The following is a 13,064-nucleotide window of genomic DNA, read 5'->3' on the forward strand; positions in this document are numbered from 1 at the left end:
GTTCTTACGGGAGACCTACACTCAGTCATCGATATGCCACCATCCCTCGGTGCTGAGGGGCTTTTCGAAGCACACCCGGACGGACTGCTGGTCCTCGACCCCGTCACGGGCACCGTCTCGGCGGCGAACGACCGCTGTGGGGAACTGTGTGGCCGCCCCGCGGACTCCCTCCAGGGACGCTCACTGCCTGGGCTCTCGCCCGACGGCTGGACGCCGCCGACGGGACTCGAAACGCTCGTCGACCGCGCCCACGACGGGCCGGTACGGTTCGACTGGCGCGTCGAGCGGCCGGATGGAAGCGTCGCAGACCTCCGGTGTGCCATGCGCCTGACGGAGGCCGACGAGCGCGCGGTCGTGACGGTCCGGAGCGGCCGCGCGGACGGGGACGCGGACGCCACGACCGGGGACGGCGAGCGCGGGATTCAGGAACTCATCGACGCCATGAACGACCCGGTGTTCGTCGTCGACCTGGACGGGAACTACGTCGACGCCAACCGGGCCGCCGTGGAGCGCCTCGGATACGCCCGGACGGAACTGCTCTCGATGGGACCGGTCGACATCAGCCCGCCCGAGCAAGCCCGGCGCGCCGACGAGCGCCTCCGGGAGATAGCGGAGAACGAGACGCTCGTCTTCGAGAGCGTGCAGGTGGCCGCCGACGGCACGGAGATACCCGTCGAAATCAACGCCCGGCGCATCACCTACCGCGGCGAGCCAGCCGTCCTCAGCGTGGTCCGGGACGTCAGCGACCGCAAGGAGCGCACGCGGCGACTGCGAACGTTCGAGCGGGCGGTCGAGCAGGCGGGCCACGCCGTCTACATCACCGACACCGACGGAACCATCGAGTACGTCAACCCCGCCTTCGAGGAGATGACTGGCTACGACGCCGAGGTTGCCATCGGCCGGACGCCGCGCATCATCAGCAGCGACGCGACGAGTGACGAGTACTACGCGGAACTGTGGGAGACGATTCTCGGCGGCGACGTCTGGCAGGAGGAGATAGCGAACGTGCGGGCGGACGGCGAGTCCTACTACGCCGAGCAGACCATCGCCCCCATCGTCGAGGACGGCGAGGTGGTCAACTTCGTCGCCATCCAGCAGGACGTGACAGAACGCAAGGAGCGCGAACACGAACTCGAACGCTACCAGCAACTCATCGACAACGTCCCGGTGGGCGTCTACCGCAACACGCCGGGGTTGGCCGGCGAGTTCGAGGAGGTCAACCCCGCGATGGTCGAGATGTTCGACGCCGACGACGAGTCGGACCTGCTGGGGACGGCCGTCGCGAAACTGTACCGGACGCCGGGACAGCGCGAGCGGTTCAGCCGGAAACTCGACGCCGAGGGGCGTGTCCTCGAAGAGATGCTCCGACTGGAGACGCTGGACGGCGAGGCCTTCTGGGGCGCAGTGACGGCAATCCGCCACGAAGTGGAAGGCGAGGTCTACTACGACGGTATCGTCCAGGACGTGACCGAGCGCCGCGAACAGGCCAGGGAACTCCGCCTGCGCGAGCAGCGCTTTCGCCGGCTGTTCGAGGAGCACAACGCCCCGATGCTGCTCGTCGACCCGGACAGCGGCCACATCGAACGGGCGAACGAGGCCGCCGCCTCGTTCTACGGCTACGAGAAGTCCGAACTGACGGCGATGGCGGTTCAGGACATCAACCAGCTCTCGGACGCGGAGGTCGCACGCCGCCGGCAGGCCGCCGACGAGGAGGAGCGCAACCGCTTCATCTTCCCGCACGAACTCGCCGACGGCGAGGTCAGGCAGGTCGAGGTCGACTCCTCGCCGGTCCACACCGGCGGCCAGCGGCTCCTGTTTTCTATCATCCACGACGTCACCGAGCGCGAGCAGAACCGACGGACGCTCGAACGGCAGAATCAACAGCTGGAGGTACTGAACCGCGTCGTCCGCCACGACATCCGCAACGACATGAGCGTGGTCAGCAGCTACGCCGACCTGCTCGCCGACCACGTCGACGACGAGGGGGCCGAGTACCTGGAGAAACTCCGCGAGCACGGCGAGCACGTCGTCGAACTGACGAGGACCGTCAGGGAGCTGATGGCGACGATGCTCGACGAGGGGGCGACCGAGTCCACCGCCGTCTCGCTGCCGGAGGTCCTGACGGCCGAAGTCGACGCGGTCGCGGCCGGCGACGAGGACGCCGACGTCAGGGTCGAGCGCCCGCTCCCGGACGTCGAGGTCCGGGGCAACGAGATGCTGTCGTCGGTGTTCCGGAACCTCCTGCAAAATGCCATCCAGCATACCGACGTCGACGCACCGACGGTCGCCGTCGAGGCCGAGGTTGGCACCGACACCGTCGAGGTCCGCGTCGCCGACGACGGCCCCGGCATCCCGGACGGCCAGAAAACAGAGATATTCGGAAAGGGCGAACGGGGGATGGACAGTCCGGGAACCGGGCTGGGACTGTATCTCGTCAACACGTTCGTCGAGGACTTCGGCGGCGAGGTCTGGGTGACCGACAGGACCGAACCGCTCCCGGGCGAGGAAGCCGCGGCCGAAGACCCCGAGGGAGCGGTGTTTCACGTCGAACTGCCGACGGTGTCCGACGGCAGCCGCTGCTGAACGGGGTCAGCGACGCGCCAGCGGGATACCCGCTGCTGACCGGGAAGTGCCTAAAGAAATCAACTGGAAGACGGCGGGGCCGTCTTACAGGCGCGTGACGTTGGTCGCGCGCGGTCCTTTCTCTGCCTCTTCGATGTCGAACTCGACTTCTTGTCCCTCTTCGAGGTCAGGGCCGCCGACGTCTTCCATGTGGAAGAATACGTCCTCGTCCGCGTCCTCAGTCTCGATGAAACCGTAACCGCCCGTGTCGTTGAAGAAGTCAACCGTACCGTTTGCCATTACTGTTGAGCCGACGCCGGGCCGATGTATAACCCTTCCGAACCTGAGCCGGGAGGCGGCGGTGGCCGTCTACTGCTCGCGGAACGTGACCGAGCCCACGTCCACACGGACGAGTTCGCCCGTCGGCTCGCCACCCGCGGTCCGGAACGTGTCCGCGTCCGGGTCGCCGAGATACTGCACGAACAGGCGGTCGGCGACCTCGTCGCGTCGCTCCCCGTCGGTGACGACAGTCGCCGTGCCCCGGAGCAACACGACCCAGCCGTCCGCGCCCTGTTCCTCGATTGCGAGGGCGACGCGCGGGTTCGCCTCGACGTTCTCCAGTTTCCGCCCGTCGGTGAAGAACCAGACCGACTCGGCCTCCTCGTCGAAGAGATACCAGACGGGCGCGACGTGTGGCCTGTCGTCGACTGCGGTCGCGAGAAACGCCGAAAGCGGTTCGCCCCTGATACGCTCTGCGACGGTCGCGGGCACGCTCATGCCGGCTCTTGCTAGATGACGCATATCAGTGTGACGGCCATCGTCACTGACTGACGAACGGGAGTATTTTATCAGGGGAGTCCATCCGTACCCCTATGCCAGACGAGATAGAGACACTCTCACTCTCGTGCAGGGTCGTGCTGCTCAGTATGACGCAGCTCGCGCAGATGGGCGAGACGCCGGTCCACACCGGCCAGGTCATCCAGACCACGAAGAACCACATCGACTCCGTCGACGCCGACACCATCGGCAACATCGACGAAGCGGAGGTCAACCGGGCGCTGAACCGCCTCGAAGCCGACTCCTTCGTCGAGATGGCCGAACTCGACGACTCCTCCCCCGTCGGCAAGGGTCGCCCCGCCTACTCCCTCGACGTCAGCGCCGAGACCGTCCTCGAAGCGCTCAGCGCCGACGAGGCCGTGGCATCGCTCGCCGACGAAATCCGCGCGGACGCCTGACCCACCCCCACTGGTCTCTGCTCTCTCTACACCCCCGCAGCGGCACGTCAGGCCACCACTCCCGACGGCGCTGCGGCGGGCGCGACGGGATGCTCTCGTCGTCGAGACCCCGAGTCACCCGACGTCGAGGACGTCCAGTAGCTCCCTGATGTCGTCGAGACGGAAGTCCACGACGCCCTCCTCTTCGCTCGCGCGGGAGGCGGCGGTACCGCCGAAGGCGACCGTCGTCAGGCCCGCGCGGTGTCCGCCTCGCATGTCGTTCTCGTAGCGGTCTCCGACGTAGAGCGCCTCGTCGGGGCCGACGGGGGACTTCGAGAGGGCCGTCCGGAACATCTCCGGCGCGGGTTTCGTCCGGCCGACCTCCGACGACGTCGTCACGTGGTCGAAGTACTGTCGCAGGCCGAACGAGGTGAGGATGAACTCGGCCTCCCAGGCGTCGATGTCGCTGATGACGCCGAGGTAGTAGCCCTCGTCAGCGAGCGTGGCCAGCGTTTCGGCGACGCCGTCGACCGGTTCGAAGCCGACGTGCGCCGACTGAATCACCAGCGGCAGCCACTCGTCGACGGACACGCGCTCGCCGACCACGGCCTTCGCAGTGCGGTGGTACCCCCTGTAGGCCGGCCGGAAGGTGCGGTTCTCGCGGCCGCGGAAGTACTCGCCGAGTTCTCTGTCCCAGATGCGGAGCGTCTCGGTCATGTCGAGGTCGAACTTCGCCGACAGCCCCGCGACGAACAGCTCCCGACCCCGCTTGATAGACGCCGGGTCCAGGATGACGCCGCCGATATCCCAGAACACGCCGCGCCACGACCGAGACATATCTTCTACTGTTGACTCGGGCACAAGAGGAGGTTAAACCCTCGGTCGGTCCCGGTCCTGGCTGACACCGGTTCGCGAATCGTGACCGCCGCCGCGCCGGTCGCCCCCATCCAGGCGGGGGACGAATCCCGTGGGACAGGGTGTTAGTAACTGACTACTCGCGGACCCGGTTGCTGAACAGTCTGGGGGGGTTTACGTCCGCGTCGAGAACTACCGTGTCGCCGGCAGGAGTACGGCCCTGCTGGCAGCCTTGCACCTGACCCCGGGAGAGTTCACCCACACCTGCCTCGTGCCACCCTCTTTCCCGATTCTGGTTCACCACCAGCGTCGGGACTCGGGCGGCACACTGGCGGCATCACCGACGAAGCGGAAACCGAACGGGGCCAGCAGGCCGTCAGATTGTAGAAAAATGCTCCCATCCCAGCATCAGAGCCGCTTTTCATCGGAGGACAGGTCACGCGTTGTTTGAATATTTGAGCTGAGCCAAATTATTTGACATAGCGGGCGCAAGGAATCGGTACAGATGGCTGAGCCGAACTCGGGGTCGTGGACGGAGAGTACGAGCGGGCGTGAGCGCGTCCGGCACGTCGTGGAGTTGCTGGACGAACCAACGCCGGTACAGGAGATCGCGGACCGGGCAGCGGTCTCGCGCGCGACAGCCGACGACGAACTCCAGCGACTGCAGAGCGACGACTGGGTCACGGAAATGACTGTCGGCGGGACGAAAGCCTACGATCTGAACCCGGTCCGGATGCTCTTCGACGAGGTGACTGACCTGATCGAGGCACACTCGCGTGACGAACTGGAGAGTCAGCTCACGGAACTGAAAGAAGAACAGGAAGAGTTGGCTGCGGAGTACGACGTCAGTTCGCTCGACGAGTTTCGGGAGCAACTCGCGGGCGGGGACCTATCGGCTGCGGAGCTCCGTGAGCGCCGCAACGTGATCGCTACGTGGGAAGCAATCAACACGGAACTCGGACTCGTGAAGCACGCACTCCAACTGTATGATGACGTCATCGAACTCTCGTCACCGCGGACTGACTCCCCTCGACACTCGCCTGATGGTCGTTTTCCTCGCTAACCGGGCGAACCTACAGAGCAAGCGGCTCCACGACCGTATCCAGAACCGGCTCAGCGGCGAGTTCGACAACGTTCGACGACGGCGTGCTGAACCGCGTGAAGCCGGCCCCTACCGTGTCGTCGCTAAGGTAGATCCACGCCAGTTCCTCGGTGACGACGAGTACCCGGTGACGGCTGCGCGGGTCGAGATCGGATTTCAACTGCAGACCGGCGAACCGCACGAGTACTACTGGTGCAACTGGATCGAGCCAGACCGAAGTCTGCTGGTGGGCTGGCACCAAGACGACACGCACGGCGACCTCGGGCCAGTTCATCTGCAGGTGAACGACGGCTCGACACCCGTCGCGCACGAACCAGCGCAGTTCATCGACTCACATCCGCTGGATGTCGTGGCGCGCAGACTCGACTCGCTTCGAGACGCGGTCCTCGCGGTCGAGTGGGAGCAGGGACGACCCGCCGGACTTACCTCCGCTCCCACGGAAAGTGAGTAGGTCCGGGATTTTGGTGAGTTCTGAGCGACACCAGAAGTCGGGTGGTCACTCGTGTACCTGAGTATGTACACAGGTACGTACGTGAGTACGTATTCGAAATCCTCGCCTCTTAGCAGTTGGACCGGTTTATTTCTCTCAGTTATTCATTTCAAGCAATCCTCGCCTCTGCCGATATCGGGTTACTAACAACCGGAAGGTAGTCAACGATAGTCTTCCAGGCCTTCGGTTTCTCGTCGCAGGCCTGCCCACTTGACCGGCGATCAGCAGCCGCCGAGTGAACCGGAAATGGTTCGACTGAGTGTGACATACTCGTGGGCATGAACGTCGACGAGGCGACGATCCAGAAGCGGTGTACCGATGCCGTCTTCGAGCGCGGTGTGAACTACCGCGACGAGGGACGCATCCAGCGCCTTGCCCGATTCGGCGACCTCGTGACGGCGACGGTTCAAGGGTCGAACCTGTACGACGTGACTGTCGAGTTCGGTGGGCGAACTCTCGAAACGCAGTGTACCTGTCCGTACGACGGAAGCGGCGACTGCAAGCACGTCGTCGCCGTATTACTGGATGTCGCCGCGAGCCCACCACGAGACGAAAGTGAGGACATCGAGACAGTCCTCGCAGACGTATCCGCCGAGGAGCTACGCGCGTTCGTCCGCGATGCACTCGCCGAGAACGCGGAGTTGCGCGACCAGTTTCTCGCACGCTTCGGCGACGACCACAAATCGGTCGACGAGTACCGCGAGGAGATAGGCCAACTGTTCGAGACACACGCTGACCCGGTCGTGTTCGAGGCCATCGACTTCTCGAGGTTTTTCGAGGTTGCCGAGCAGTACCGCGACCGCGAACGGTATCTCGCGGCTGGCACGGTCTACCGAGCAATCTTCGAGGAGGTCGACGAGAGACACAATTTGGTCGACGGTGCCTACGATCACTACGTCCAGACCATCCAGCGGGCACTCGATGGCTACGTGGAGTGTGTCCTCGCGACCGATCCGGATCCCGAGGCGTTCGACACGTACGCCGGCGTGCTGGAAGCGTGTGCATCGAGGGAACCGCCGATCAACAGCGAACAGTTCTGGCGGGCACTCGACAATCTTGAGGACCAGTACGACGAACGATGAGCGAGCCACCGGATCGATTCCTGGTAGAAATCGGGTGCGGGACAGTGGCACAGATCATCGGTCTGGATTCGAATGCGTCGGAGAACGACCGTCGCTTCTCGCTGTGACCGACGCGTCGCTCACTGATCCACGCAATAATTTGCGGAGAGATAGAAATATTACGCTCGAGTGGGTACTGTCGAGTATGTCGCCCGAGAATCCGCCCGACGAGACTGAATGGGTCGAGACGTGGAAAGAACACGCGTCGGCGTTCGACCGAGTGAAATCAGTCACGATGACACTCTCGGAGCCGCGGCCAGCGTCGTGGATTGCGACGGAAGCGGCCGTCTCCCCGAATACGGCCCGGGACCACCTGCGCCGGCTCATCGATCTGGGTGTGGTAACAGCGATCGAGAACGATGGGACCCGCCATTACTATCCGGATCCGTTGTACACGCGGCTCCGGGATGTCAGGGAGTTACTCCAGGAGACGACGAAACGCGAACTTTCGGAGCAGGCCGCCGAGTTGAAAGGCGATATTGCGGCGTGGGAAGCCGAGTACGACGCTGATTCCCCGGAAACCTTGCGTGAACGAGCAGCCGAAGTTGACGTATCTGCCGAGCAGGCACACGAACTCGTCGCGGTCGCGAGCGACTGGGAACTCGCCCGATACCGACTCTCGCTCGTGCAGGACGCCATCGAAAACTACGATACCTGGTCAGCCGACCCGTCGTCGATCACAGTATGACGGCTGATCCTGGCCGGGATCGACACCGCATTCTTCGCGAGTTGCGCGGTGAACTGGCGCGACACCCTGCCGTTCGCTCTGTCGAGGGGGAACCACCGAATGCGTACCGGGAACTGCGTGCGACACTCGACCCGTCGTGGTTCAGTCGCACAGCGGAGACAGCGTCGCTCCGGGTGACGTGGATCCCGAATCCGTCACCTGGGCCCGAAGCATCTGATCGTGGGAGCGACACGTGGAAGCGAACACCGATTCGGGCGTACTACACCCTCCATTACAGCGAGCCAGACAGTCTCGACTGCGGATTCCACTGCGAACCGAACCCACACGTCGACGGCTTGCTCCACTATCAGGAGCGGGACAACACGAACGACGAGTACACATACGTGCCAGTTTCATTTGGCGGACGCTCGGTGACTGGTCTCCTGTGGGAGATGATGGATGCGCTCAACGATCGACTCGGTGGTCCCAGTTGAAGGAGCCGAGGAATTGGAGAGTCGAGAGCGGTATCCAAGAGAAAGTGGCTTCCCAGCACCCACTGACACACGCCGTGCTAGCGGGTATTTGAACTCTGAGTCTGATGCCGCCTTCTAGATTGTGAACTTTCGAGAGACTCGCTACGCTCGTCTCTCGACTTCCCGCTCGCTCCACTCGCGGAGACGAGGACAGCTCAATCTTCAGTCGAGTGCGTAACGCTCTCGAATGAGAATCGTGTAGAAGCCGGATGCCGCCTCCCGGATTTGAACCGGGGACAGCTCGATCTTCAGTCGAGTGCTCTCCCAGTCTGAGCTAAGGCGGCGCGCGATGCGACATCCCGACCGATGGCGAGTGGGGAAAAAAGGATTTCGAAAGGCGGGCCACAATCCGGACACGCAATGCCGTGTGTCAACGAGGCGCATTTTATAAACCGACGCCGGCCGTAGTAACCGTGTGGTCACGTTCGGAGAGGTCTACGCCGCGGTCATCACTGTTCTCCTCCTCGTCGCGTTAGCGGTCGCGATTCCGGTCCTCAAGCGAATCGTCGTCGATGGAATCGAACGCCGTCGGAAGTGGAAGACCGGCGAGATGGAGCGCTACACCGAAGACCCGGAGTTCGACCGCGGACCGCCGGCCGCGCTCGACGGAGATGCGGAGACGGGACCGGGCGTGACCTGCACCCAGTGTGGCACGGCCAACGAGGCAGGATTCACGTACTGCGAGAACTGTCTCGGACGGCTGTGAGCAGCGGTCTCAAGCGGAACTCTCGACCTCGACCGCTACCTCGTTCCGGCGGAGGAAGGGGAGCGTCCACGGCGCGTCGTACCCCATGAAGAACGGTTCGCCGGCGAGCGGGACGTTCGCATCGTCGAGCGCGGCGAGCAGCGCCTCCGTCTCGCGTTCGATGCGGTCCTCGGTCGGTCGCCAGGAGAACTCCCGGACCGCCAGGGTGCGCTCCGGGATGGACACCAGTTCGACTGCGTCGTCGGTCGGCCGCGGCGCGGAGTCGATGTCGTACTCCTCGGGGAGGTAGAAGCGCATCCGCTGCTCGTCGGTGTCGCCGCCGATTTCGACGGGGGCGGTCATCGCAATCTTCGCACCGCCGCCGGACATTTCGACCGGTGCCGTCATCGCTATCTCGTCGTCCGCCGCGTTCGCGCCCGCGATGTACCGGAACAGCCGCCGGAACGCCTCCATCTGGGAGTCTTCGGCCGTCTCGACGACGACCGATTCCGGATATCGCCGCAGTTCGACGTCGTCGAGTCGTGCGACCACGGTGTAGGAGACTGTCTCCGTCGCGGCGCGCTGGTAGAGGGTCGATGCACCGGCGGCCAGGACCGCGCCGCCGAGTGCTGCGAGTGCGAGTGTGCGTTTGCGGACCATATGGTACGTACGCTCCCTGACAGGATAAAGCCCGGTCAGGCCCGTGCTATCTGGGCTCTATGGCTGGCGAGGAGGGTGCGGCCAACGGCAGGGGGTTCGGGGGGTTTCGAACCGCGAGGACTTCGCTTCGCTCGTCCTCTGGGCGCGAAACCGCATGCCCATTTGCCGCTCACGGATTGTTCGCGGCAAAAGTGGGTTCGGGCGGTTTCGAACCGAAATCAGACGTGCTCGCTCCGCTGCGCGCGACTGATAGGGTTCGAAACGCGCCGCTCACGTCCGATTCCTGTTGCTCGCGGGTTGCTCGCAACAGGAATATGGGTTCGGGCGGTTTCGAACCGCCGGCCTCGGCCTTGTAAAGGCCGCGTCATAACCAACTAGACCACGAACCCTACAGAGGGGACAAGCCTATCCGGGGGAATAATGCTTTCTCTCTGCGGTCGGAACGCTTACCCCCGCCTCGGACCACCGACACACCATGGATACCCGGCAGCGCGTCCTGGTCGTCGCCGGCCTGCTGGCCGTCCTCGCCGTCGTCGCTATCCTCGCCGTCCCGCCCATCCAGTTCGTCAATCCAGGCCCCTACGAGAACACGTCGGTCACCGTCGTCGACGAGAACGGGACGGCACTCGCCACCGTCGACGTCCGCGTCGCCGACACGACGGCCAAGCGCCGGGTGGGACTGCGCCGGACCGAGACGCTTTCCGACGGGGAGGGGATGCTGTTCGTCCACGCCAGCGACGGCGAGAAACCCTATATCATGCCGCCGTCGATGTCGTTCCCGCTGGACATCGTCTTCGTCGCGCCCGACGGGACCATCCGGGCGATTCGCCACGCCGCAGTGCCAGCGGACGACACCACGCTGGAGTACCCCGGCCGCGGGAAGTACGTCCTGGAGGTGCCCCGCGGGTACACGAACCGGACCGGCATCGCCGCCGGGGACACCGTCGAGATTCCCGCGGCGTACGCCGAACCGGCCGGCGGCTGAGGTGACCCCGACGCACTTTTTGCGCGCAAACCCATGCATCAGGTGTGAATATCGACGCTGGTCCGGATTCGGACGCGTTCGAGGAGGAACGCGAGCAGGTCGACCGGCCGATGCTCCGCCTGTACACCGAGTACGGCGGCGGCGAGCGCAAGGGCTACTTCCTCGTCGGGCTGGTGAGCAGCATCCTCGCGCGGGTGCTCGACCTCCTGCCGCCGCTGTTGCTCGGCATCGCCATCGACGCCATCTTTCTGAACGAATCCGCCTTCTCGCTGCTGTTCGTCCCGCAGGCGTGGCTGCCGGACACCCAGACCGGACAGCTCTGGTTCACCGGCGGCATCATCGCCGCGAGCTTTCTCGGCGGTGCCGTCTTCCACTACACCCGAAACTGGGGGTGGAACCGCTTCGCCCAGGGCGTGCAACACGACGTCCGGACCGACACCTACGACAAGATGCAGCGGCTGAACATGGACTTCTTCGCCGACAAGCAGACCGGCGAACTCATGTCGGTGCTCTCGAACGACGTCAACCGGCTGGAGAAGTTCCTCAACGACGGCATGAACTCCGTCTCCCGGCTCGTCATCATGGTAATCGGCATCGCCGGCATCCTCTTTTACCTGAACTGGCGACTGGCGCTGGTCGCGCTGTTACCCGTGCCCATCATCGCCTTCTTCACGAAGAAGTTCATCGAGATAATCCAGCCCAAATACGCCGACGTGCGCTCGACGGTCGGCTCGCTCAACTCCCGGCTGGAGAACAACCTCGGCGGCATCCAGGTCATCAAGACCAGCAACACCGAGCCCTTCGAGTCCGACCGCGTCGACGACGTTTCGCGTGACTACTACGACGCCAACTGGGACGCCATCACGACACGCATCACCTTCTTCCCTGCCCTCCGGCTGCTCGCCGGCCTGGGCTTCGTCGTGACCTTCGCCGTCGGCGGCCTCTGGGTGCTGGAGGGGACCGTCAGCGCTGGCGTGTTCGTGACGTTCATCTTCTACACGCAGCGGTTCATCTGGCCGATGGCCCAGTTCGGGCAGATAATCAACATGTACCAGCGCGCGTACGCCTCCGCCGAGCGCGTCTTCGGCCTGATGGACACCCCCGACCGCATCGGCGAGCGCGACGACGTTGAGCCGCTGGCCGTCAGGGACGGCGACGTCGAGTACGACCACGTCTCCTTCGGGTACGACGGCGAGACCGTCGTCGACGACGTGAACTTCGACGTCGACGGCGGCGACACCGTGGCGCTGGTCGGGCCGACCGGCGCGGGCAAGTCCACCGCCGTGAAGTTGCTGATGCGGCTGTACGACGTCGACGAGGGCGCGGTGCGCATCGACGGGACCGACGTCCGCGACGTGACCGTGCCCAGCCTCCGCAGCCAGGTCGGCTACGTCAGCCAGGAGACCTTCCTGTTCTACGGGACCGTCCGGGACAACATCAGCTACGGGACGCCCGACGCCGACGACGCGGCCATCCGCGAGGCCGCCGAGGCCGCCGAGGCCCACGAGTTCATCACCAACCTCCCCGACGGCTACGACACGATGGTCGGCGAGCGCGGCGTCAAACTCTCCGGCGGCCAGCGCCAGCGCATCGCCATCGCCCGCGCCATCCTGAAAGACCCCGAAATCCTCGTCCTCGACGAGGCCACCTCCGACGTGGACACGGAGACGGAGATGCTCATCCAGCGCTCGCTGGACCGCCTCACCGCGGACCGGACGACGCTGGTCATCGCCCACCGCCTCTCGACGGTGAAGGACGCCGACCAGATAGTCGTCCTCGACGACGGCCAGGTCGTCGAGCGGGGGACCCACGGCGACCTGCTGGAGGCCGACGGGCTCTACGCGAACCTCTGGGCGGTCCAGGCCGGCGAAATCGACGACCTGCCCGCCGAGTTCGTCGAGCGGGCGGCGCGTCGCCGGGCACGCACCGACGCCGACGACTGACCGCTCACCCACCCCACTCCTCGCCGACGTCCTCGACGATGTTCGTCCGCCAGTCCTCGAACCGCTCGCGGCAGGTCTCGGCGTCCTCGATGTGCTCCATGAAGCCAGCGCCGGCGTCGATGAGTTCGGCCCCACAGAACGGGCAGAAGTCTGGGTTGTCCCAGTCGGACTCGCTCGATTCGGGGTGGTCGTGCGCCATAGTGATACTACGCCCCGGCCGGGCATCAAGCCACGGGAGCGTGCCCCA

14 protein-coding genes and 2 tRNA genes are annotated in these 13,064 nt (G+C 64.8%); 9 read left to right on the forward strand and 7 right to left on the reverse strand.

Features of this window, described 5'->3' with window-relative positions; all coding sequences use genetic code 11:
• The first annotated feature begins 33 nt into the window (after positions 1 to 33).
• On the forward strand, positions 34 to 2,583 hold the full coding sequence (locus tag WDJ57_RS07790; protein WP_338905347.1) for a PAS domain S-box protein: 2,550 nt from the start codon (positions 34 to 36) through the stop codon (positions 2,581 to 2,583).
• Positions 2,584 to 2,667: 84 nt separating this feature from the next.
• Here the strand turns inward: WDJ57_RS07790 and WDJ57_RS07795 are convergent, their stop codons facing one another.
• The gene (locus WDJ57_RS07795) at positions 2,668 to 2,862 is read right to left on the reverse strand and encodes a cold-shock protein (protein ID WP_332323188.1); all 195 of its coding nucleotides are present in this window, start codon (positions 2,860 to 2,862) and stop codon (positions 2,668 to 2,670) included.
• Between the two features lie 69 nt (positions 2,863 to 2,931).
• Complete coding sequence (locus WDJ57_RS07800; protein ID WP_338905351.1) at positions 2,932 to 3,339, reverse strand: pyridoxamine 5'-phosphate oxidase family protein; 408 nt, start codon at positions 3,337 to 3,339, stop codon at positions 2,932 to 2,934.
• A 95-nt stretch (positions 3,340 to 3,434) separates the two neighbouring features.
• Here WDJ57_RS07800 and WDJ57_RS07805 point away from each other — a divergent pair, with 95 nt between their 5' ends.
• Positions 3,435 to 3,797: a hypothetical protein gene (locus WDJ57_RS07805; protein ID WP_338905353.1), complete on the forward strand. Its 363-nt coding sequence runs from the start codon at positions 3,435 to 3,437 to the stop codon at positions 3,795 to 3,797.
• Positions 3,798 to 3,911: 114 nt separating this feature from the next.
• Here the strand turns inward: WDJ57_RS07805 and WDJ57_RS07810 are convergent, their stop codons facing one another.
• Positions 3,912 to 4,613, reverse strand: coding sequence for an HAD family hydrolase (locus tag WDJ57_RS07810; protein WP_338905354.1), 702 nt, complete (start codon positions 4,611 to 4,613; stop codon positions 3,912 to 3,914).
• A 523-nt stretch (positions 4,614 to 5,136) separates the two neighbouring features.
• Between WDJ57_RS07810 and WDJ57_RS07815 the strand changes: the two genes are divergently transcribed.
• The 4 genes from WDJ57_RS07815 to WDJ57_RS07830 all read left to right on the forward strand — a co-directional run bounded on the left by WDJ57_RS07815 (position 5,137) and on the right by WDJ57_RS07830 (position 8,032).
• Complete coding sequence (locus WDJ57_RS07815; protein WP_338905356.1) at positions 5,137 to 5,694, forward strand: winged helix-turn-helix domain-containing protein; 558 nt, start codon at positions 5,137 to 5,139, stop codon at positions 5,692 to 5,694.
• Entirely contained in the window at positions 5,675 to 6,184 is a 510-nt protein-coding gene (locus WDJ57_RS07820; RefSeq protein WP_338905358.1) for a hypothetical protein, read from the forward strand. The genes WDJ57_RS07815 and WDJ57_RS07820 overlap by 20 nt, the downstream gene beginning before the upstream one ends.
• A gap of 317 nt (positions 6,185 to 6,501) precedes the next feature.
• The gene (locus WDJ57_RS07825; protein WP_338905360.1) at positions 6,502 to 7,305 is read left to right on the forward strand and encodes an SWIM zinc finger family protein; all 804 of its coding nucleotides are present in this window, start codon (positions 6,502 to 6,504) and stop codon (positions 7,303 to 7,305) included.
• A gap of 103 nt (positions 7,306 to 7,408) precedes the next feature.
• The gene (locus WDJ57_RS07830; RefSeq protein WP_338905362.1) at positions 7,409 to 8,032 is read left to right on the forward strand and encodes a winged helix-turn-helix domain-containing protein; all 624 of its coding nucleotides are present in this window, start codon (positions 7,409 to 7,411) and stop codon (positions 8,030 to 8,032) included.
• A gap of 722 nt (positions 8,033 to 8,754) precedes the next feature.
• Here WDJ57_RS07830 and WDJ57_RS07835 read toward each other — a convergent pair.
• Positions 8,755 to 8,828, reverse strand: a tRNA-Phe gene (locus tag WDJ57_RS07835).
• Between the two features lie 131 nt (positions 8,829 to 8,959).
• On the opposite strand from WDJ57_RS07835, the gene WDJ57_RS07840 reads away from it, so the two are divergent.
• Entirely contained in the window at positions 8,960 to 9,250 is a 291-nt protein-coding gene (locus WDJ57_RS07840) for a DUF7577 domain-containing protein (RefSeq protein WP_338905364.1), read from the forward strand.
• A 9-nt stretch (positions 9,251 to 9,259) separates the two neighbouring features.
• Here WDJ57_RS07840 and WDJ57_RS07845 read toward each other — a convergent pair whose 3' ends face one another.
• Both WDJ57_RS07845 and WDJ57_RS07850 read right to left on the reverse strand, forming a co-directional pair.
• A complete protein-coding gene (locus WDJ57_RS07845) occupies positions 9,260 to 9,889 on the reverse strand; it encodes an SOUL family heme-binding protein (protein WP_338905366.1) in 630 nt (209 codons plus the stop codon).
• A gap of 315 nt (positions 9,890 to 10,204) precedes the next feature.
• Positions 10,205 to 10,278 (reverse strand) — tRNA-Val (locus tag WDJ57_RS07850).
• Positions 10,279 to 10,364: 86 nt separating this feature from the next.
• Between WDJ57_RS07850 and WDJ57_RS07855 the strand changes: the two genes are divergently transcribed.
• Both WDJ57_RS07855 and WDJ57_RS07860 read left to right on the forward strand, forming a co-directional pair.
• Positions 10,365 to 10,874, forward strand: coding sequence for a DUF192 domain-containing protein (locus tag WDJ57_RS07855; protein WP_338905367.1), 510 nt, complete (start codon positions 10,365 to 10,367; stop codon positions 10,872 to 10,874).
• A 44-nt stretch (positions 10,875 to 10,918) separates the two neighbouring features.
• Positions 10,919 to 12,817, forward strand: a complete 1,899-nt coding sequence (locus tag WDJ57_RS07860) for an ABC transporter ATP-binding protein (protein WP_338905368.1) — start codon at positions 10,919 to 10,921, stop codon at positions 12,815 to 12,817.
• A 4-nt stretch (positions 12,818 to 12,821) separates the two neighbouring features.
• Here the strand turns inward: WDJ57_RS07860 and WDJ57_RS07865 are convergent, their stop codons facing one another.
• Entirely contained in the window at positions 12,822 to 13,016 is a 195-nt protein-coding gene (locus tag WDJ57_RS07865; RefSeq protein WP_338905370.1) for a DUF7501 family protein, read from the reverse strand.
• Positions 13,017 to 13,064: the final 48 nt, after the last annotated feature.

The organism is Salinibaculum sp. SYNS191 (genome assembly GCF_037338445.1).
GTDB classification, from domain to species: domain Archaea; phylum Halobacteriota; class Halobacteria; order Halobacteriales; family Haloarculaceae; genus Salinibaculum; species Salinibaculum marinum.

Bases quoted from the DNA above. Each gene is read 5' to 3' on its own strand.
- WDJ57_RS07790 (WP_338905347.1), top strand. From the start codon at position 34: ATGCCACCATCCCTCGGTGCTGAGGGGCTTTTCGAAGCACACCCGGAC.
- WDJ57_RS07805 (WP_338905353.1), top strand. From the start codon at position 3,435: ATGCCAGACGAGATAGAGACACTCTCACTCTCGTGCAGGGTCGTGCTG.
- WDJ57_RS07815 (WP_338905356.1), top strand. From the start codon at position 5,137: ATGGCTGAGCCGAACTCGGGGTCGTGGACGGAGAGTACGAGCGGGCGT.
- WDJ57_RS07825 (WP_338905360.1), top strand. From the start codon at position 6,502: ATGAACGTCGACGAGGCGACGATCCAGAAGCGGTGTACCGATGCCGTC.
- WDJ57_RS07855 (WP_338905367.1), top strand. From the start codon at position 10,365: ATGGATACCCGGCAGCGCGTCCTGGTCGTCGCCGGCCTGCTGGCCGTC.
- WDJ57_RS07800 (WP_338905351.1), bottom strand. From the start codon at position 3,339: ATGAGCGTGCCCGCGACCGTCGCAGAGCGTATCAGGGGCGAACCGCTT.
- WDJ57_RS07820 (WP_338905358.1), top strand. From the start codon at position 5,675: ATGGTCGTTTTCCTCGCTAACCGGGCGAACCTACAGAGCAAGCGGCTC.
- WDJ57_RS07865 (WP_338905370.1), bottom strand. From the start codon at position 13,016: ATGGCGCACGACCACCCCGAATCGAGCGAGTCCGACTGGGACAACCCA.
- WDJ57_RS07795 (WP_332323188.1), bottom strand. From the start codon at position 2,862: ATGGCAAACGGTACGGTTGACTTCTTCAACGACACGGGCGGTTACGGT.
- WDJ57_RS07845 (WP_338905366.1), bottom strand. From the start codon at position 9,889: ATGGTCCGCAAACGCACACTCGCACTCGCAGCACTCGGCGGCGCGGTC.
- WDJ57_RS07810 (WP_338905354.1), bottom strand. From the start codon at position 4,613: ATGTCTCGGTCGTGGCGCGGCGTGTTCTGGGATATCGGCGGCGTCATC.